The following is a 20,456-nucleotide window of genomic DNA, read 5'->3' on the forward strand; positions in this document are numbered from 1 at the left end:
CCATTGCGCAAGTCTTGTTTTTCAACCGCGTTTGGCGCTGTAGACCCGGAAGCCCTGTCCCTCGGCCTTGGTCACGCAAGGCCCCAGATGCTCTTCGATCAAGGGTTGGTAGCGCAGGAAGTTGTTCGCCACCAGCCGCAGTTCGCCGCCGTTTTTCAGATGTTTTGCCGCTTTTCGCAGCAGATTTTCCGTTGCCTGATAGTCGGTGTGCACGCCGACATGAAACGGCGGATTGCTCAGGATCGCACTCAGGCCCATGGGTGCCGCATCGATGCCGTCACCGGTCAGCACTTCGCCGTCGAGGCCGTTGGCGGCCAGGGTCAGGCGGCTGCTGGCGGTGGCGAAGGCGTCGACGTCGAGCAGGATCACCTGGTTGTGCGGGTAACGCCGCTTCACGGCGGCGCCGAGCACCCCGGCACCGCAACCGAAGTCCAGCAGGTGGCCGCTCGGCAGCTTGTCCAGATGCTCCAGCAGCAGGGCGCTGCCGCGATCCAGGCGTCCATGGCTGAACACACCGGGGAGGCTGACCACCTTGAGCGGTCCTTCGGTCAGGTCCAGTTCGTAATGCCGGGCCAGGCTCTCCAGCGGCTGGGTCTGCGGCGCGTCGGCGACGGTGACCTGCCACAGCTGGCAATGCCGGGCGCTGTCGAGCTTGCGCGGCTTGCCGAAGGGGTTGAGCTGCTTGGCCGCGCCTTCGATGCCGCTGCGTTTTTCACCCACCAGGAACACATCGCCGCCGGGCAGGCGCGAAGCGATGGCGTTGAGCAGGTAGTCGGTCAGGTCCTTGGCCTTGGGCAGGAACACCACGGCGCTGTCGAACGGGAGCTCGGGGATATTCACGCCGAAATGGCTGCGGCCGGCAAAGCGGGCCTCCAATGCCGCCTGATCCCCAGCATGCCAGCACCAGCCGTGGGCATTGGGCAGGCGCCCGAGCAAGTCGTCGGCGGGCAGTCCGGCGAGCAACAGCTTGCCCTGGAAATAGTCGGCCTGACGAAGCAGTACTTCACTGCGCGGATCCATGGTCTGCTCCCTGAAAAAAAGTGCCGCAGTCTATCAACTGACAACCCGCAATGCTGCTCCGTTGAAGAAGCCCAGGGCGTTTTCCGCCAGTTGCCCGACGATCCGTTGCCGGGCTTCACGGCTGCCCCAGGCGTTGTGCGGGGTGACGATCAGGCGCGGGATATCGCCGGCCAGCAGCGGGTTGCCGTTGCTGGGCGGTTCGACGCTCAGCACATCGGTGGCGGCCCCGCCCAGGTGGCCGCTGCGCAGGGCATCGGCCAGGGCCAGTTCGTCGATCAGGCCGCCGCGCGCGGTGTTGACCACGAAAGCGCCGGGCTTGAGCAGCGCCAGTTCAGGGGCACCGATGAAGTGGCGGGTGTATTCGTTGAGCGGGCAGTGCAGGGTCAGTGCATCGACCTGTGGCAGCAGTTGCTCCAACGGTACGCGATCGGCCCGGGCCGGGCGTCCGGGAATCTGCCCGAGCAACACGCGCATGCCGAAGGCTTCGGCGAGCCGGGCCACCGCGCCGCCGAGTTCGCCATGGCCGAGCAGGCCGAGGGTCTTGCCTTCCAGCTCGACAATCGGGAAGTCCAGCAGGCAGAACTGTCTGGCCTGTTGCCAGCGGCCTTCGCCCACGGCTTTCTGGTAGTCGGTCAGCCGTGTGGCCAGGGCCAGCAGCAACATCAGGGTGTGCTGGGCCACCGACGGCGTGCCGTAGCCCTGGCAGTTGCTCACGGTAATGCCGCGGGCGCGGGCGGCGGCCAGGTCGACATTGTTGGTACCGGTGGCGCTGATCAGGATCAGCTTCAGGTCGGGGCAGGCGGCCAGGGTTTCGGCGGTCAGGGGCACCTTGTTGCTGATGGCCACGCTGGCGCCTGCCAGGTGTTCGACGACATTCTCCGGGGTGGTCCCGGCACACAAACGCAACTCGTCGAAGCAGGCCCGCAGCGGATCAAGGTCCAGATCGCCGAGATCCAGGGAAGGGTGATCGAGGAATACCGCGCGGCGGGAGTTGCTCATCAACTGTACCTTTTGTGCTATGGGGTGAAGGCGTAAGGTATCGAGCCTCGGCTCGCCACGAAAACTGCCTGCGCGACGATCATGCTGCGTTAAAAACAGGCTCGGAATGCTCATTTAGTGGACTAAACTCCGCTTCCTCGCCTGTTTTTGCCTTGCCTGATCGCCGCTCGGCGAGTTTTCGTGACGAGCCTAACAGACATATTCAGTGACTGAGGAGTCCATCGACGTGTCCATCTACCTGGCGGAATTCTTGACCGTTGCCCTGATTCACCTGCTGGCGGTGGCCAGCCCCGGCCCGGATTTCGCCGTGGTGGTGCGCGAGAGCGTGACCCATGGCCGGCGTGCCGGCACCTGGACCGCGCTGGGCGTCGGTACGGCGATCTTCCTGCATGTGGGTTACTCGCTGCTGGGCATCGGCTTGATCGTGTCGCAATCGATCGTGCTGTTCAACGCCCTGAAATGGCTGGCGGCGGCTTACCTGCTGTACATCGGCTTCAAGGCCATCCGCGCCAAACCCGCCCAGCCCGCGCCGGACGACCTGGCCTTGCAGGCGGGCGAGCGCACCGCCCGTGGCGCCTTCACTTCCGGTTTCGTGACCAATGGCCTGAACCCCAAGGCGACGCTGTTTTTCCTCTCTCTGTTCACCGTGGTGATCAACCCGCATACGCCGTTGCTGGTCCAGGCCGGCTATGGCGTCTACCTGGCGGCGGCCACCGCGCTGTGGTTCTGCCTGGTGGCGATGCTGTTCAGCCAGCAGCGCGTGCGTGCCGGTTTCGCCCGCATGGGCCACTGGTTCGACCGCACCATGGGCGCGGTACTGATCGCCATCGGCGTGAAGCTGGCCTTCACCGAGATGCATTGATCGCGCTGAACTGATTCAAGGCGTTCAGGTAGTCGCGTGGGTTGTCGCCGAGCAGGCGACGAAACATCGAACTGAACGCCCGGGCGCTGCCATAGCCCAGGACCTTCGCCACGTGCTGCACGCTTTCCCCGGCGATCAGGCGTGGCAGGGCTTCCATCAGGCGTAGCTGCTGGCGCCAGGCATTGAAATTCATCCGCACCTGCTGCTGGAACAGTCGCGCCAGGGTCCGGGTACTGGCGCCGACCTGCTGGGCCCAGTCCTCCAGGCTGTTGGGATGATCCGGGGCTTCCAGCAGGGCCAGGCAGATCCGTTGCAGGCGCCGGTCCGTCGGCATGGGGATGTGCAGCGGCAGGTTCTCCAGGGCGGCCAGTTCCTCCAGCATCAGTTGCTGGATCAGCGGGTTCCGCGCCTGTTCCGGCCCTTGCACCGCCCGCACGATCAACTCCCGCAGCAGCGGCGTCACCGCCAGCACGCAGCAACCTTGCAGGTTGGCCGGCGAATACTCGGCCGCGACAAATAACGACCGCATGCGCACTTCGCCGCTCATGAAAATCTCATGCTCGACCCAGGGCGGAATCCACACCGCGCGGGTCGGCGGGATGATCCACGCGCCCTCGGCGGTCACCAGGCGCATCACTCCACTCACGGCATAGAGCAACTGCGCTTCCCGATGGACGTGCAGCTCCTGGTGCGCGCCGTCGACGTAATTGCGGGGGTAGGCGCTGATAGGGCCGTGCAGGAAATGGCTGATTAACATGTCCGATTCCACAAGTCTGTCTGGTTTGATGAGTTTGTTGGCAGAAATGCGTTTTGTCGCCAATTTAGCATGACGGACCGATAACACTCCTGAAGCGTGCCGTGATGAACCAACCCCGAAACGTAATCCGCTATATCAACGCAGCCCATGTGATCGATCACATGTTCATGCTGATTTTTCCCGCCGCCGTGCTCGGCATGGGCCAGACCTTCGGCCTCGACTTCGCCCGGATGATCGGCCTGTCCCTGGGCGGCTTCATTGCCTTCGGTGCCTGTTCGCTGCCGGCCGGCTGGCTGGGGGACCGCTGGAGCCGGCGCAGCATGATGCTGCTGTTCTTCTTCGGGATCGGCGCCGCGTCGATCTTTACCGGCCTGAGCAGCACGGTGCCGATGCTGACCCTGGGGCTGACCCTGATCGGTGTCTTCGCGGCGATCTACCACCCGGTGGGTACCGCGATGCTGGTGAGCTATGCCCGCAACCGTGGCCGTGAAATCGGCGTCAACGGCATGTGGGGCAACCTGGGCGTGGCGTTTTCGGCGCTGGTCACCGGCTTTCTGGTGGCGCAGTTCGGCTGGCGCTCGGCGTTTATCCTGCCGGGGGCGGTGTCGATCCTGCTCGGCGTGCTGTTTGCCTGGCAGGTGCGAGAAGAACCGATCCCGCTGCAGCCCCATGTGAAACCGCGCGGCGCCAGCGGCCAGCAGATTTCCATGGTCATGGTGTTCGGCGTGCTGGCCCTGGTCACGGCCACCGGCGGGGTGGTGTTCAATGCCACCACCATGACCTACCCGAAGCTGTTCCAGGAGCGCCTGCACGAGTGGCTCGCTTCGCCGCAGTTGCTCGGTGTGATCGTCAGCCTGGCCTACGCCTTTGGCGCGGTGGCGCAGTTGAGCATCGGCCGGATGCTCGACCGCATGAGCCTGAAATGGCCTTTCGTGGTGCTGACCCTGTGCCAGGCGCCGTTGCTGTTCGGCCTGGCCTATGTCGACGGCCTGTCGGTGATGGTGCTGGGGGCGGCGCTGATGTTCGTGGTGTTCGGCCAGGTGACGGTGAATGACGCCATGGTCGCCCACTTTGTCGCCCCGCAGTGGCAATCCCGGGTCTTTGCCTTGCGCTACTGCCTGTCGTTCGGGGCCAGCGCGACGGCCATTCCGTTGATCGCTTTCGTCGAGCCACGCCAGGGTTTTGCCGGTCTGTACCTGATCCTCGGCGGCTTCGCCGCGCTGACGTTCGTCGCCGCGCTGGTGTTCCCGCGAACCCCGGCCCGGCAGCCGGCGGGGCAGGTGGCCTGAGCCTTGGCGGCGGTTTTCGTGGACGCCGGTGCCAAGCTGGCCTTCACGTTTGTCTGCAAATCATTCCTTTGGGCGATTTAGTGAGTGCGCGACGGCTCTAGAGTGCCTATCTTTAGCCTTGCCCGTGCACTCAGACCAAGGAAGCTCCATGTTGCAGACTCGTATCATTCCGCCCGCCGAAGGGGCTTATCAATACCCACTGTTGATCAAGCGCTTGCTGATGTCCGGCAGCCGCTACGAGAAGACCCGCGAGATCATCTATCGCGACAAGCTGCGCTACAGTTATCCGACCCTGAGCGAGCGGATCGCCCGCCTGGCCAACGTCCTGACGGCGGCGGGGGTCAAGGCCGGCGATACCGTCGCGGTGATGGATTGGGACAGTCATCGCTACCTGGAGTGCATGTTCGCCATCCCGATGATCGGCGCGGTCATCCACACCATCAACGTGCGGCTCTCACCCGAGCAGATCCTCTACACCATGAATCACGCCGAGGACCGCTTCGTGCTGGTCAACAGCGAGTTCGTCGGCCTGTACCAGGCGATTGCCGGGCAGCTGACCACGGTGGAGAAGACCCTGCTGCTCACCGACACCGAGGACAAGAGCGCCGAGTTGCCGAACCTGGTGGGCGAGTACGAGCAACTGCTGGCGGCGGCGAGCCCGGTCTACGACTTCGAGGATTTCGACGAGAACTCGGTCGCCACCACCTTCTACACCACCGGCACCACGGGTAACCCGAAAGGCGTGTATTTCACCCATCGGCAACTGGTGCTGCACACCCTGGGCGTGTCGACCATCATGGGCAGCATCGACAGCGTGCGCCTGCTGGGCACCAACGACGTGTACATGCCCATCACCCCGATGTTCCACGTGCACGCCTGGGGCCTGCCGTACGTGGCGACCATGCTCGGGCTCAAGCAGGTCTATCCCGGTCGCTACGACCCGGAACTGCTGGTGGAGCTGTGGCGCAAGGAAAAGGTCACCTTTTCCCATTGCGTGCCGACCATCCTGCAGATGGTGCTCAACGCCAAGGCGGCGCAGGGCACCGACTTCAAGGGCTGGAAGATGGTCATCGGCGGCAGTGCGTTGAACCGCACGCTGTATGAGACCGCCAAGAGCAGGGGCATTCAGTTGACCGCCGCCTACGGCATGTCGGAAACCGGCCCGCTGGTGTCCTGTGCCCACCTCAGCGAAGAGTTGATGGCCGGCAGCGAGGACGAGCGCACCACCTACCGGATCAAGGCCGGCGTGCCCGGGCCGCTGGTGGAAGCGGCGATTGTCGACGATGAAGGTAACTTCCTCCCGGCTGACGGCGAGACCCAGGGTGAACTGGTGCTGCGCGCGCCCTGGCTGACCGAGAGCTATTACAACGAGCCGCAGAAGGGCGCCGAACTCTGGGCCGGCGGCTGGTTGCACACCGGCGACGTGGCGACCCTGGACAGCCTGGGGGTGATCGACATCCGCGACCGGATCAAGGACGTGATCAAGACCGGCGGCGAATGGATCTCCTCCCTGGCCCTGGAAGACCTGATCAGCCGCCATCCGGCGGTACGCGAAGTAGCAGTGGTGGGCATCGCCGATCCGCAATGGGGCGAGCGTCCGTTTGCGCTACTGGTCCTGCGCGAGGGTCAGCAGATTGGTGCCCGGGAACTCAAGGAACACCTCAAGCCGTTCGTCGAGCAGGGGCACTTGAGCAAGTGGGCGATCCCGAGCCAGATCGCCGTTGTTACTGAAATTCCCAAGACCAGCGTCGGCAAACTGGACAAGAAGCGCATCCGCATCGACATCCTCCAATGGCAGGCCAGCAACAGCAGTTTCCTCTCGACCCTCTGAGGTGTCCCGCCACGCCCGAAAGGGCGTGGCAAGCCCACCAAGCAAGCGCTTGGCTTGGCAAATTCTAATTTTCAGTCATGCTTGCCCGCCGGTATTTACCGGCTTGGCGAACGCATTGTTGTTGCAGTGATCCCCAGCGTGCAAATCACACTTTAGAGGGATCAAGCGGTACTACCCGCTGGCTATAGTCCGCTGACGGATTTTCAGGAACGCGGCAAGCGATACACCGCGCCGCGACTTCGGGCGATTGATGGGAGTGTCTGCTTCCCTTTCGCCCGGGGCATTCCTGGAAGTGCTCACTGCCATAACAATAAAGCACATGGAGTAGCTCGATGATCTCGTTAAACCCGTTCTGGCGCCGGGCGAAGCTGCCCTTGGCTGTCAGTCTCGCCTCTACGCTCGCCGGTCCCGCCTTTGGCGTCAGTTTCAATGTCGGTGAAATCGAGGGCAGCTTCGACTCGTCCCTGTCGCTGGGGGCCAGCTGGTCGACGCAGAATCCTGACAAGAACCTGATTGGATCGAACAACGGCGGCCATGGTCTTTCACAAACCTCCGATGATGGTCACCTGAACTTCAAGGCTGGGGATACGTTTTCGAAGATCTTCAAGGGGACTCATGACCTTGAATTGAAATATGGCGATACAGGCGTATTTGTTCGCGGCAAATATTGGTATGACTTCAAGCTGCAGGACGAAGACCTGAGATTCAAGAATGTCAGCAACGATGGGCGCAAGGAGGCTGCCAAGTCCTCCGGTGGCGAGATTCTCGATGCGTTCGTCTACCACAACTACAGCATTGCCGACCTGCCGGGTTCGGTGCGGTTCGGCAAGCAGGTGGTCAGCTGGGGGGAAAGTACCTTCATCGGTGGTGGTATCAACTCGATCAACCCTATCGATGTATCGGCATTCCGTCGCCCGGGTGCCGAGATCAAGGAAGGCTTGATTCCGGTCAACATGTTCTATCTGTCGCAGAGCATCACCGACAACCTGTCGGCTGAAGGCTTCTATCAGATCGGCTGGGACCAGACGGTTGTCGACAACTGCGGCACGTTCTTCTCACAGCCGGATGTGATCGCCAATGGCTGTAACAACAACCTGGCGGTGTTGAGAACCCAGAACGGGTTGAACAGTTCCTTGGCCGCCGCCGGCCTGCCCGCGGCGTTGCGCGGCGCAACCTTGAACACGCTGGCCGCCAAGGGGGTGACCTTTGGTGACCCTGACGAAGGGGTGATCGTTCGTCGGGGACCTGACCGCAAGCCAAGCGACAGCGGTCAATTCGGTTTTGCCGCGCACTATATGTTCGAACCGCTGGACACCGAGTTCGGCGCTTATTTCATGAACTATCACAGCCGTAACCCGATTTTCAGTGGCAAGGGGGCTCCGGCGAGTGCCTACAGCGGTGCCGGCCTGGTGGGTTCGCTGGTCGGCGCCGGTGTCCCGGCGGGCGTTGCGGTCGGTCTGGCGCCCAGCTTGTTGCCGCTTGTCGTGGCGGGCAACTCCAGCTATTACGTGGAATACCCTTCGGATATCCGTCTTTATGGGTTGAGTTTCTCCACCACCTTGCCGACGGGCACGGCGTGGAGCGGTGAGGTCAGCTATCGACCGAATGCGCCGGTGCAACTCAATACCACGGACATTCTCTATTCCGGCCTGACGCCGTTGAACCCCAGCGTGTCGGTCTTGCAGGGCCAGCCTGGGCAGGATCAACCGGGTTACCGGCGCAAGGAAATCACCCAGGTACAAACCACCTTCACCCATTTCTTCGATCAGGTGATGGGGGCCGAGCGCTTGACCGTTGTGGGTGAGATCGGCCTGACCCACATGGGTGGCCTGGACAGTCCCACCAAAGCCCGCTACGGGCGCGACCCGAGCTATGGTCCGGGCCCGCTGCCCAATGGCCAGTGCGTCGCGTTGAACGCGAGTACCTTGGCGGGCGCCGCGCAGAACAACCTGAGCCGCTATTGCGAGAACAATGGTTTCGCCACCTCCGACTCCTGGGGCTACCGGGCTCGCGCGATCTGGGACTACAACAACGTTTTTGCCGGTATCAACCTCAAGCCCAGCGTGGCCTGGTCCCACGACGTCAGCGGTTACTCGCCAGGTCCTGGCGGCAACTTCGAGGAAGGCCGCAAGGCGGTCAGCCTGGGTCTGGAAGCCGAGTATCAGAACACCTACACGGCCAACCTCTCGTACACCAATTTCTTTGGTGGCAAGTACACCACCGTGGATGACCGTGACTTCGTGGCGCTGAGCGTCGGCATGAACTTCTAAGTACCTTGCATTTGAAGGAAGAACAACAAGATGAAAATCACCAAGAATCTGCTTCAGGTCGGTGTACTGGGATTGTCGTTGCTGGCCAGCAGCGTGATGGCGGCGGTGTCCGCCGACGAAGCGGCGAAACTGGGCAGCAGCCTGACCCCGATGGGCGCGGAAAAGGCCGGCAATGCCGCCGGCACCATCCCGGCCTGGACGCCGATGGCGAAGACCATCGGCAGCGTCGACGGCAAGGGTTTCCTCTCCGACCCCTACGCCAATGAAAAGCCGCTGTTCATCATCACCGCGCAGAACGTCGATCAGTACAAGGACAAGCTGGCGCCGGGGCAATACGCGATGTTCAAGCGTTACCCGGAGACCTTCAAGATGCCGGTCTACCCGTCCCATCGCGGTGCCACCGTACCGGATGACGTGTTCGCGGCGATCAAGGAAAACGCCACCAAGACCAGTCTGGTCAGCGGCGGCAACGGCCTGGAAAACTTCAAGACCGCCGTACCCTTCCCGATTCCGAAAAGTGGCGTGGAAGTGATCTGGAACCATATCACCCGCTATCGCGGCGGCAGCGTGACCCGCCTGGTGACCCAGGCCACGCCCCAGGCCAACGGCTCGTACAGCCTGGTGTACTTCCAGGACCAGTTCGTCTTCCGCGACAAGATGAAGGACTACGATCCGGCCAGCTCGGGCAATATCCTGTTCTTCTTCAAGCAGAAAGTGACCGCGCCGGCGCGTCTGGCCGGTGGCGTGCTGCTGGTCCACGAAACCCTCGACCAGGTCAAGGAGCCGCGTTCGGCCTGGGTCTACAACGCCGGCCAGCGTCGCGTGCGGCGTGCCCCGCAAGTCTCCTATGACGGCCCGGGTACTGCCGCCGACGGCCTGCGCACCTCCGACAACCTGGACATGTACAACGGCGCGCCGGACCGCTACGACTGGAAGCTCGTAGGCAAGCAGGAGATGTACATCGCCGCCGACAGCTACAAGCTCGACTCGCCGCAACTCAAGTACGACGACATCATCAAGGCCGGGCACATCAACCAGGACCTGGCGCGCTATGAGTTGCGCCGCGTCTGGCACGTGGTCGCGACCCTGAAGGAAGGTCAGCGTCACATCTATGCCAAGCGTGACTTCTACATCGACGAAGACACCTGGCAGGCGGCGGTGATCGATCACTACGACGGTCGCGGTCAACTCTGGCGGGTGGCCGAAGCCCATGCCGAGAACTACTATGACAAGCAGGTGCCGTGGTACGCCCTGGAAACCCTCTACGACCTGCAGTCCGGCCGCTACCTGGCGCTGGGCATGAAGAACGAAGAGAAGCAGGCGTATGACTTCGGCTTCACCGCCAGCACCAGCGACTTCACCCCGGCCGCCCTGCGCCAGGACGGCGTTCGCTGAAACCCGGTTGCAAGCGCAGGCGCATCCTGCGTTGAAACGCCCCGTTGGTTCGGGGCGTTTTTTTGTCCGCGGGATATGTGTAGCCAAATATTTCAAAGCCGAGTCTTTTCGACAAAATTACGACAAAAAGTCTTCATTACGGTGCTTTTTACCGCTAGTCTGCGGGCATCTGCCCGCCGATAATAGCCTTTCAACAAGAGCCGGCCATGACTGAACTGTCCCGTATGCAAGGTCCCATGGGCCTGGCCATACCTGCCCTGGAAGGACGTTTCTTCCGTCCGCCATTGCCGGACGGCTATGTGCTGCGACCGCGCCTGTGCGAACGCCTCGGTGCCGGGTTGCAGGGGCGATTGTTGTTGGTCAGCGCCCCGGCCGGGTTCGGCAAGAGCTCGCTGGCGGTGGAGTTCTGCCAGAGCCTGCCCGGACACTGGAAAAGCCTGTGGCTGGGGCTCAGTCCCCGGGACAACGATCCGGGACGTTTCCTCGAGCGCCTGCTCGACGGCCTGCAACACAGTTTCCCGGGGTTGGGCTGCCAGGCATTGGGCCTGTTGAAAATGCGCCAGCGGCATCAACCCTTCGCTTTCGAAGAGTGGCTGGACGGCCTGCTCGACGAACTGGCGCTGCATCTTTCCACCACCACGCCGCTGTTGCTCGTGCTCGACGACTACCATCTGGCCCAGGGGCCGGTGCTGGATCGTTGCCTGCAGTTTTTCCTCAACCACCTGCCCGCCGGTTTGCTGGTGCTGGTCACCAGCCGGCAGCGGCCGGAGTGGCATCTGGCCCGCCTGCGGCTGTCGCGACAACTGCTGGAGTTGAACGAGCAGGACCTGCGCCTGACCCACGGCGAATCCCTGGATCTGTTCGAACGCCACAGCAGTTCCTTGCGTGGCGAGGCGTTGCACAACCTGATCGAGCGTAGCGAGGGCTGGGTGGCCGGATTGCGTTTCTGGCTGCTGGCCGCGGCGCAGGCCAGCAGCGACATGGCGGTGCCCCAGGTCCTGCAGGGCGGGGCAGGGCTGATCCGCGATTACCTGCTGGAGGAGGTGATCGACTGCCTGCCGCCCGAGGTCCAGGCCTTTCTCTACGACACCGCGCCCCAGGAACGTTTCTGCGGCGAGCTGTGCGATGCGATCCGCGAGTCCCACGACAGCGCGCAGATCCTGCGTTACCTGCAATCGCACCAGGTATTCCTGGTGCCGTTGGACGAACACGGCCACTGGTTCCGTTATCACCACCTGTTTTCCGATCTGCTGCGCAGTCGTCCGCCCGGCAATGCCCTGGTCCCCGCCGCCAGCCTGCACCTGCGGGCCTGCCGTTGGTTCAGCGCCCAGGGCCTGCTCGACGAGGCGGTGGAGCAGGCGCTGCGGGCCGGTCATCTGGATGTGGCGGCCAACCTGGTGCAGAACCTCTCGGAAGAGCAACTGCTGGCCGAGCAGAACGTCGGCATGCTGCTGCGCTGGAAAATGGACTTGCCCGACAGCCTGCTGGTCAGCACGCCGCGCCTGATCGTGCTCTATGCCTGGGCGTTGGCGCTGGCCTGCCAGCTGGATGCGGCCGAAGAGCTGGCGAGCCACCTGAGTCACTTCCTGCCGGCGCCTTCGGCCACCGCGCAGAAGTCCATGCTCGCGCAATGGCTGGCGTTGAGCGGGATCATCGCCCGCGGCCGTGGCGATCGCCAGAAGACCCAGGCCTATTGCGGCGAAGCCTTGCTCAGCCTGCCGCACAAGCGCTATGGCCAGCGTATGGTGTGCCTGTCGACCCTGTCCAACCTGGCGATTGCCGATGGCGACCTGTGGCGTGCACGGGGCCTGAATCGCGAGTCGCTGGAACTGGCCCAGCGGGTCGGCAACCCCTTGTTCGAGGCCCTGGCCCATTACGACCGGGCACGGGTGCTCCAGGCCCGTGGCGAGGTGCTGCGCGCGCTGGATGAGGTGCGCCAGGGCTTGCAGCGCCTGCAGGGCCTGCCTACCCAGCGCCTGTACGCCGCCCGCGCGCGGCTGACGCTGTACGAGGGCTACCTGCTGATCCAGCGCCTGCAACCCGAGGCCGGGCGGATTCGCCTGTTGGCCGGCATCCACGAGGCGCGAGCCTGCCGTGATATCAGCGTGTTGGTGGGATACTGCGCCATTGCCAGCGAGGAAGGGCGCAACGGCGAGTTCGCCAAGGCCTTTGCCGAACTGGCCGAGGCCGAGCGCTTGATGCATATCTGGGATGTACCGCCAATCTACTACCTGGCGATGATCACCCTGGTCAAGTGCCAACTGTGGCTGGCCCAGGGGCGCATTGACCTGGCCGAAGCCTGGCTGGGGCGCCTGGAGCAGACCTATAACGGCGATCGGCCGGCCGCGGCGCCTGAATTCCACCTGCAACTGCCCTTGCATATCCAGTTGCAGCAGGCCCAGCTCGATGCGTTGCGGGGTCCGCCGGCGGCCGCGCAGCAACGGTTGTCGAAGCTGGTGGAACAGGGGCAGGCCTGCGGCAGCCAATTGCTCAGCGTGATGGCCTGGAACCAGTGGGTGATGCTGCTGCTGGCGACCGCCCGGGAGGCTGAAGCCCGGCCGCTGTTCTCCCGCGCGGTGGAGGCCACCACGGGGGGCGCGCTGTTGCCGTTCCAGCCCCTGGCGCAGGTGCATCCGGGCTGGATGCGCGAGCAACTGCTGCAAGGTCCCGACACGTCCCTGCGGCAAAGCCTGCTGGAGCTGCTGCCGGCCCAGGTCGTGCGCGAGTCGACGGAGGTCTTGCAGCCCTCACAGCCCATCGAGAGCCTGAGTACCCGCGAGCTGGCCGTCCTGCACCTGATCGCCCAGGGGTGTTCGAACCAGGAGATCAGCGACCAGTTGTTCATCTCCCTGCATACGGTCAAAACCCACGCCAGCCATATCAACAGCAAGCTGGGGGTCGAGCGGCGCACCCAGGCCGTGGCGCGGGCGCAGGAGCTGGGGTTGCTGGGCGAGTCGCGCTGACTGGAGGTTTACCGCTCGGTCAACGAGTCGTCGAAGAAGTTTCGGCGGGGTGGCTATGTGCCTCGCGTCAGCTATAACCAATATACGTCTGCGTTCCTTTGCGGTGTCTTGGGCGCCTGGGTGCTCGCGCGGACGTGAGAAACGGGGCCACGTCAGCGCTCTTTGGTCATGAATTACAAAGGAATTGCCTGGGAGCAAGGAATGCGCGAGACCACATTTAGCCCTGCTCCGGTCGTCCTGATCGTCGATGACCAGGCGACTGACGCGCTCATTCTCAGGGAATCGGTACGCGATCTGGCACAGGTGCATGTCGCCACCAGTGGCGAAGAAGCGCTGAGGGTGGCGCGTCAATACCGTCCCGATGTGGTCCTGCTCGATATCGAGATGCCCGGCATGAACGGCTTCGAGGTCTGCAAGGCCTTGAAGTCCGACCCCAAGCTGTCCGACGCCGCGGTGATTTTCGTCACCTCCCATGCCCAGGCCGATTACGAACTCCAGGCTCTGGGCTACGGCGGCATCGACTTTATCCAGAAACCCTTGAATATCCCGGTGGCCAGGGCGCATATCAACGCCCATATCACCTTGCGCAACGAAGCCAAGCGGCTGGCCAATCACGATGCCCTGACCGGCTTGCCCAATCGCATGCTGTTGCAGGACCGCGCCGAGCAGGCCCTGAAAATGGCCCGGCGCAATCGCGGGCGGCTGGCGCTGTTGTTGCTGGATCTGGACAACTTCAAGGCCATCAACGACTCCATGGGCCATTCGGTCGGTGACCAGATGCTCAAGTACGTGGCCACGCGCTTGTCGACGATGCTGCGCGGCATGGACACGCTCAGTCGGCAAGGCGGCGACGAGTTCATCATCCTGCTGTCGGAGGTGGACGGTTTCGAGGCGGTGGGCAATTTTGCCGAACGGGTGCTGACCAGCATCTCCAGCCCGTTTTCGCTGCAGGGCAATCGCTACGACCTGAGCGCCAGCATCGGCATCGGCGTGTTCCCGGAAGACAGCGACGATCTGGAGTCGCTCTACCGGCATGCCGATGCTGCGATGTACCAGGCCAAGCAGGCGGGACGTAATCGCTACCTGTTTTTCTCGCCGGGTATCGAAAGCAGCATGCGCGCCCGCCACCTGCTTGAACGGCATATGCGCGCGGCCATCGAGGACGGGGTTTTCGAGGTGTTCTACCAGGCCAAGGTCGATGCCCGGGAACACCGGGTGGTGGGCATGGAGGCGCTGATCCGCTGGCGCGACGGTGACGGCAACCTGGTCTCCCCGGCGGACTTCATTCCCCTGGCCGAGGAAACCGGGCTGATCATCCCCATCGGCAAGTACGTGCTGCTCCAGGCCTGCAAGGACACCCGCAAACTCCACGAGCTGGGTTACCGGATCTGCGTCAGCGTGAACATCAGCGTCGTGCAGTTTCGCGAGGAGACCTTCCTGGGGATGGTCAAGGGCATCCTGCATGACTCCGGCCTGGCGCCGCAATGGCTGGAACTGGAAATCACCGAAGGGGTGCTGGCCCGGGACATCGACAACGCCCGTGAAACCCTGATGGCGCTCAAGGCGCTGGGCGTGCACGTGGCCATCGACGATTTCGGCACGGGTTATTCGAGCCTGGCCTATCTCAAGCGGTTTCCCATCGATGTGTTGAAGATCGACCAGAGCTTCGTGCGTGACATGCTCAGCGACAAGAGCGACCTGGCCATCGTCGAGGCGATCATCAAGTTGGGCCAGGCGCTGAGTCTGGAACTGGTGGCCGAAGGCGTGGAGACCCCGCAACAGGCCGAGATGTTACTGGAACAGGGTTGCCGGATCATGCAGGGCTATCTGTACTGCCGACCGGTTCCGTTTACCCAGATATGCACCGTGTTGTCTTCATGGCCGCGAAGGGCATGAGGGCCGCGGGGCAGATCGCCAACGATCGATACCCCCGATCCCGGGATCGTACGACTCAAGGGAGCCTGCGTTGAAACGAACTCGCCTGTATGCCCTGAATGGGCGCGTCACCCTGCTCCTGGCCCTTGGGCTGGTGGCGACTATCGTGGGATGCCTGATCCTGCAGAACATCAATGAGCAACGCATCCGCGAAGCCCTTGGCACCGCCGCCGAAAGAGCGATGGATTCGGTGGTGAGTCGATTGCAGCTGTATCAGTTCGGGTTGCGCGGTACCCGTGGCGCGATTATCACCGCCGGCGTGGAGAACATGACGCGGGAGACCTTCCACCGCTTCAGCCAGATGCGCGACGTGTCCAAGGAGTTTCCCGGCGCCCGCGGGTTCGGCTTTATCCGGCGGGTGTCACCCCAGGACCTCGATGAGTTTGTGCAGCGGGCCCGGGCCGATGGTGTGCCGGACTTCAGTATTCACCAGTTTGCGCCCCATGAAGGCGATCTTTATGTCATCCAGTACCTGGAGCCGAACACCGACCGCTCGGCGGTGTTCGGCCTGGATATCGCCTCGGAGGCTGACCGGGCCGAAGCGGCACGCAAGGCCGCGCGTACGGGGATGGCGCAGATCACCGCGCCGATCACGCTGGAGCGGTCGGTGGGCAAGGAGGAACAGTCCTTCCTGATTCTGTTGCCGATCTACAAGAACGGTATCGTGCTGCCCACCGAGGCGGAGCGAGAGGCGGCGATTGTTGGCTGGGGCTATACGCCTTTGGTGATCGAGAATGTGCTGGACGGTCTGGTGCCGCCAGGCGAGGCGGTCAACCTGCGGCTCAAGGACATCAGCGTACCGGGGGGGGCGGAGCAGTTTTACCAGACGACCTCCGAGTCGGGCGCGCAGACGACAGGCGTGATGACCCATACCCTGGAGCGGGACGTCTTCGGTCGGCGCTGGCAGGTCGAGCTGGAGGCACTGCCGCTGTTCGTCGAGCACTTGCACCTGGTGTCGCCGACGGTGGTGTTTTTCCTCGGCGTCCTGGCGAGCCTGCTGGTGGCCGCGCTCGCCGCCATTGCCGGGGTCAGCTCCCAGCGTCGGCTCCAGGTGATCGCCGAACAGGCCAGGTTGGCCTTGATCGTCGAAGGTTCGGCGGATGCAATCATCGGCAAGACCCTGCAAGGCGTCGTGACCAGTTGGAACAGCGGCGCGCAGAACCTGTTGGGCTATACCGCGGAGGAAGCGGTGGGCCAGCCGCTGGTGAACCTGATCGTCCCCCCCGAGCTGGCCGCGGAAGAGCTCAATATCCTCGCGCGTATTGCCCTTGGCGAATCGATTACCAACTTCGACACCCTTCGCCGCCGCAAGGACGGTTGCAGCCTCAGTGTTTCGGTCAATGTTTCGCCCATCCGCGATGAAAGCGGCCGGGTGATCGGTGCGTCCAAGATTCTGCGTGACATTACCGCGCAGAAGGCCGCCGAGGCGCGGATTCTCGAACTCAACTCCAGCCTCGAGGTGCAGGTGGCGACGCGCACTTCGGAACTGCGGCGGATCAACCTGCTGTTCAGCAGTGTGCTGCGTTCGGCCTCCGAGGTGTCGATCATAGCCACCGACCTGGACGGCATGATCAGTGTGTTCAACGAAGGTGCCGAGCACATGCTCGGTTATCGCGCCGAAGAAGTGCTGGGCAAGGTCACTCCGGCGATCCTGCACGTCGAGCAGGAGCTCATCGACCGTGGCGCCGAACTCAGCACGGAGTATACGCAGGTCATCGAGGGCTTCCGGGTCCTGGCCCACAAGCCGGAGTTCGAGCATTCGGAAACCCGCGAGTGGACCTACGTGCGCAAGGATGGCTCCCATGTACCGGTCAGCCTGGTGGTGACCTCCCTGCGCGACGACGAGGGGCAACTGACCGGCTACCTGGGCATCGCCATCGATATCACCCAGCGCAAGGCCGCCGAGCATGGGTTGGAAGTGAGCCTGCAGTCGGCCCGGGTGATCCGCGACCAGTTGCTGATGGCCGCCGACGTGGCCGAACTGGGTGTCTGGACCTGGACGCTGGCGGACGACTCGTTGCAATGGAACGACCGGATGTTCGAGTTCTACGGTCAGCCGTTGAGCTTGCGTGACAATGGACTGAGTTATGCGCATTGGTACGAGCGGGTCCACCCCGAGGATGTCGACGCGGTGGCCGCGCAGTTGGCGGCGCTGGTGGCCGGGGAGGGGGTCTATGACCCGATTTTCCGCGTGCTGGGGCCGGATGGGCGGATTCGTTTCATCCAGGCCGGTGCCCAGGTCGAGCGTGACGCCCAGGGGCGGGCGCTGCGGGTGACCGGTATCAACCGCGACATCACCGCCCAGCGCGAGCTGGAATCGCACCTGCTCCAGGCCAAGAACCAGGCCGACAGCGCCAGCGCGGCCAAGTCGTTCTTCCTGGCCAACATGAGCCATGAAATCCGCACGCCGATGAACGCCGTGATGGGCATGTTGCAGTTGGTGCAGCACACCGACCTCAATGCCCGCCAGCGCGACTACGTGGTCAAGGCCCAGACGGCGGCCAAGTCGCTGTTGGGCCTGCTCAACGACATCCTCGACTACTCCAAGATCGAGGCCGGCAAGCTGCGCCTGGACCCGCACCCCTTCGAACTCGAACCGCTGATGCGGGACCTGGCGGTGGTGCTCGCAGGCAACCAGGGCCGCAAGGAGGTCGAGGTGATGTTCGACCTCGACTCCGACCTGCCCGGCAGCCTGGTGGGCGACAGCCTGCGCTTGCAACAGGTGCTGATCAACCTGGCGGGTAACGCCCTGAAGTTTACCCAGCAGGGCCAGGTGGTGGTCAGTATCCGGCAATTGAAGCGCTTGCAGGACACCGTGAGGATTCGGGTCGAAGTGTGCGATACCGGCATCGGTATCAGTGCCGAGCAACTGCAGCGCATCTTTGACGGCTTCACCCAGGCAGAGGCCTCGACCACCCGTCGTTTCGGCGGCACCGGATTGGGGCTGGTGATTTGCAAGCGGCTGGTGGGGTTGATGGGCGGTGAATTGCTGGTCGAGAGCGAGGAGGGGGTTGGCAGCCGGTTCTGGTTCGATATCAGTCTGGAGATGGCCCGCAACGAGCCCCTGCGGCTGTCATGCCCGGGTGTCGATTCGACGATGCGCCTGCTGGTGGCCGACGACAACTCCATGGCCTGCGAACTGCTGTTGCGCACCGTGCGCTCCCTGGGCTGGACGGCGGACACGGTCAGCGGTGGCACGCTGGCGGTCGAGAGCGTGCGCAAGGCGCAGCAGCGTGGCGAACCCTACGACGTGGTGCTGATGGACTGGCGCATGCCGGACATGGACGGCCTCAGTGCCGCCCGGTTGATCAGTTTGCAGGAGCAGGCCGCGCCGCCACCGATGGTGATCATGATTACCGCCTACGGGCGCGAGGTGCTGGCGGATGTGCATCACGAGGGCGATGCCCCGTTCGTGGGTTTTCTCACCAAGCCTGTGACGCCCCGGCAGTTGGCCGATGCGGTGCAGCGCGCCTTCAGCACCAGCGCGCCGCTTCCCGAGGCGCTGCCCGGGCCTGCCCGGCCCCGGCGCCTGGCCGGCTTGCGCCTGCTGGTGGTGGAAGACAACGCCCTCAACCGCCAGGTCGCCGACGAACTGCTGAGGGGCGAGGGCGCCCAGGTCAGCCTGGCGGAAGGCGGGTTGGAGGGCGTCAGCCAGGTCCTGTCGACGTCGACGCCTTTCGATGCGGTGCTGATGGACATCCAGATGCCGGACATCGATGGCATGGAGGCGACGCGACGGATTCGCCGGCACCCGCATTTCGCCCTGTTGCCGATCCTGGCGATGACCGCCAACGCGTCCAACAGCGACCGTGAAGCCTGCATGGCGGCGGGGATGAACGACCATGTGAGCAAACCCATCGACCTTGAGCAACTGGTGCAGACGCTACGGGTCCAGACCGGGCGCGAGGCGCCTCAGCCGCTGATGATGAGCGCGGTGCAGAGTCCTTCGACGGACTCGGTGATCGAGGCGCGCCATTCGATCATGGGCCGCTTCGGAGGCAATCTCGAACTGATCTGCACGGTCTTGTACAGCTTTGGCGCGGAGCTGGAAAAACAGCTGGCGTTGCTGCCGGAGCACGTGCAGGACCGCGACGGGCCGGCGGTGGCGGCGGTGCTGCATGCGATCAAGGGCAGCGCCGGCACCGTGGGCGCGCAGGCCTTGTCGCTGCGTGCCGGCGCCCTGGAGCGCGAGCTGTTGCATGGCGATGCGGCGGCGGTGGCGCGTGTACTGGAAGATCCGCAGTGGTTGCCGGAGCTCAAGGAGATGCTGGTGCGCAGTGTCGAGCAGTTGAAGGCGACCTTTGGCACGGGGTATCGCGGGGAGTCGACCCGGGAGGTGGCTTCGGGGCCGTTTTCCTGAGTCATTGCGAGGGGCGGTAGTGGACGAGGTGGACTGCGCCCTTGTACTTTCTCGGCAGATTACCCCGGTCGGTCGAGACGTTCGGATGACGCGGGGGAGAGTGTCTGACGAGTCCATTGCAGGAACACCCATGAACCCCGCAAAGCCCGCGCTGATCCGCGAAACCTTCCCGGTCGGCCCCTTGCAGTGCAACTGCACCCTGATCGGCGATCCGCTGACGAAAAAAGCCATCGTCGTCGACCCGGGTGGCAACCCGGAGTTGATCCTTGCCCGGCTTGAGGCCCATGGCCTGAAACTGGTCAGCATCATCCACACCCACGCGCACCTGGATCATTTCCTGGCCTCCGGCCAACTGAAGGAAAAAACCGGCGCCACCCTACACCTGCACAAGGACGACCAGTTCCTCTGGGACAATCTGGAAATGCAATGCAACCTGTTCGGCGTGCCTTACGTGCCGGTGCCGTCGCCGGACCAATGGCTGGCCGATGACGAAGAACTGGCCTGCGGCTGTGGCGTGGCCTTGCATACCCCGGGGCACACGCCGGGTTCCATGAGCTTCTGGTTTTCCGAGGCTAAACTGCTGATCGCCGGCGACACGCTGTTTCGTCGCGGGATTGGCCGCACCGATTTGTGGGGTGGCGACCACGCCACTCTCGTGCGTTCGATCAAACAGCGCCTGTACACGCTGGACGAAGAGACGACGGTGGTCACCGGGCATGGCCCCGACACCCGGTTGGGCGAGGAGATACGGGAGAATCCTTTCGTTCGCGGCTGA

At 63.6% G+C, this 20,456-nt stretch carries 12 protein-coding genes; 9 read left to right on the forward strand and 3 right to left on the reverse strand.

Translation table 11 applies throughout. From position 1 onward, the window contains the following. Positions 1-21 precede the first annotated feature (21 nt). A complete protein-coding gene (locus tag NUH87_RS22010) occupies positions 22-1,020 on the reverse strand; it encodes a class I SAM-dependent methyltransferase (RefSeq protein ID WP_338522668.1) in 999 nt (332 codons plus the stop codon). A 33-nt stretch (positions 1,021-1,053) separates the two neighbouring features. Beyond that, positions 1,054-2,019 (reverse strand): 2-hydroxyacid dehydrogenase, encoded by a 966-nt coding sequence (locus tag NUH87_RS22015; protein WP_338522669.1) that lies wholly within the window; start codon positions 2,017-2,019, stop codon positions 1,054-1,056. A 232-nt stretch (positions 2,020-2,251) separates the two neighbouring features. Here NUH87_RS22015 and NUH87_RS22020 point away from each other — a divergent pair, with 232 nt between their 5' ends. Continuing rightward, positions 2,252-2,881, forward strand: a complete 630-nt coding sequence (locus NUH87_RS22020) for a LysE family transporter (RefSeq protein ID WP_338526891.1) — start codon at positions 2,252-2,254, stop codon at positions 2,879-2,881. Here NUH87_RS22020 and NUH87_RS22025 read toward each other — a convergent pair. Next, a complete protein-coding gene (locus NUH87_RS22025; protein ID WP_338522670.1) occupies positions 2,865-3,638 on the reverse strand; it encodes a helix-turn-helix transcriptional regulator in 774 nt (257 codons plus the stop codon). The two genes, NUH87_RS22020 and NUH87_RS22025, sit on opposite strands and share 17 nt — an antisense overlap. Positions 3,639-3,742: 104 nt before the next feature. Here NUH87_RS22025 and NUH87_RS22030 point away from each other — a divergent pair, with 104 nt between their 5' ends. The 8 genes from NUH87_RS22030 (at position 3,743) to NUH87_RS22065 (ending at position 20,456) form a co-directional block, all read left to right on the forward strand. Beyond that, positions 3,743-4,927 carry an MFS transporter gene (locus NUH87_RS22030; RefSeq protein WP_338522671.1) on the forward strand — a complete coding sequence of 395 codons (1,185 nt, stop codon included), beginning with the start codon at positions 3,743-3,745 and terminating at the stop codon, positions 4,925-4,927. A 148-nt stretch (positions 4,928-5,075) separates the two neighbouring features. Further along, entirely contained in the window at positions 5,076-6,758 is a 1,683-nt protein-coding gene (locus tag NUH87_RS22035; RefSeq protein WP_338522672.1) for a fatty acid--CoA ligase, read from the forward strand. Between the two features lie 332 nt (positions 6,759-7,090). Then, positions 7,091-9,028: a DUF1302 domain-containing protein gene (locus NUH87_RS22040; protein WP_338522673.1), complete on the forward strand. Its 1,938-nt coding sequence runs from the start codon at positions 7,091-7,093 to the stop codon at positions 9,026-9,028. Positions 9,029-9,058: 30 nt separating this feature from the next. Further along, positions 9,059-10,423: a DUF1329 domain-containing protein gene (locus NUH87_RS22045; RefSeq protein WP_338522674.1), complete on the forward strand. Its 1,365-nt coding sequence runs from the start codon at positions 9,059-9,061 to the stop codon at positions 10,421-10,423. A 206-nt stretch (positions 10,424-10,629) separates the two neighbouring features. After that, entirely contained in the window at positions 10,630-13,386 is a 2,757-nt protein-coding gene (locus NUH87_RS22050; protein ID WP_338522675.1) for a LuxR C-terminal-related transcriptional regulator, read from the forward strand. Positions 13,387-13,587: 201 nt separating this feature from the next. Next, positions 13,588-15,282, forward strand: a complete 1,695-nt coding sequence (locus NUH87_RS22055) for a two-component system response regulator (RefSeq protein WP_040070797.1) — start codon at positions 13,588-13,590, stop codon at positions 15,280-15,282. Between the two features lie 70 nt (positions 15,283-15,352). Next, on the forward strand, positions 15,353-19,681 hold the full coding sequence (locus tag NUH87_RS22060; protein WP_338522676.1) for a CHASE domain-containing protein: 4,329 nt from the start codon (positions 15,353-15,355) through the stop codon (positions 19,679-19,681). A 130-nt stretch (positions 19,682-19,811) separates the two neighbouring features. Continuing rightward, on the forward strand, positions 19,812-20,456 hold the full coding sequence (locus NUH87_RS22065; protein WP_338522677.1) for an MBL fold metallo-hydrolase: 645 nt from the start codon (positions 19,812-19,814) through the stop codon (positions 20,454-20,456).

This window comes from Pseudomonas batumici, from assembly GCF_036585405.1.
Lineage (GTDB): Bacteria > Pseudomonadota > Gammaproteobacteria > Pseudomonadales > Pseudomonadaceae > Aquipseudomonas > Aquipseudomonas batumici.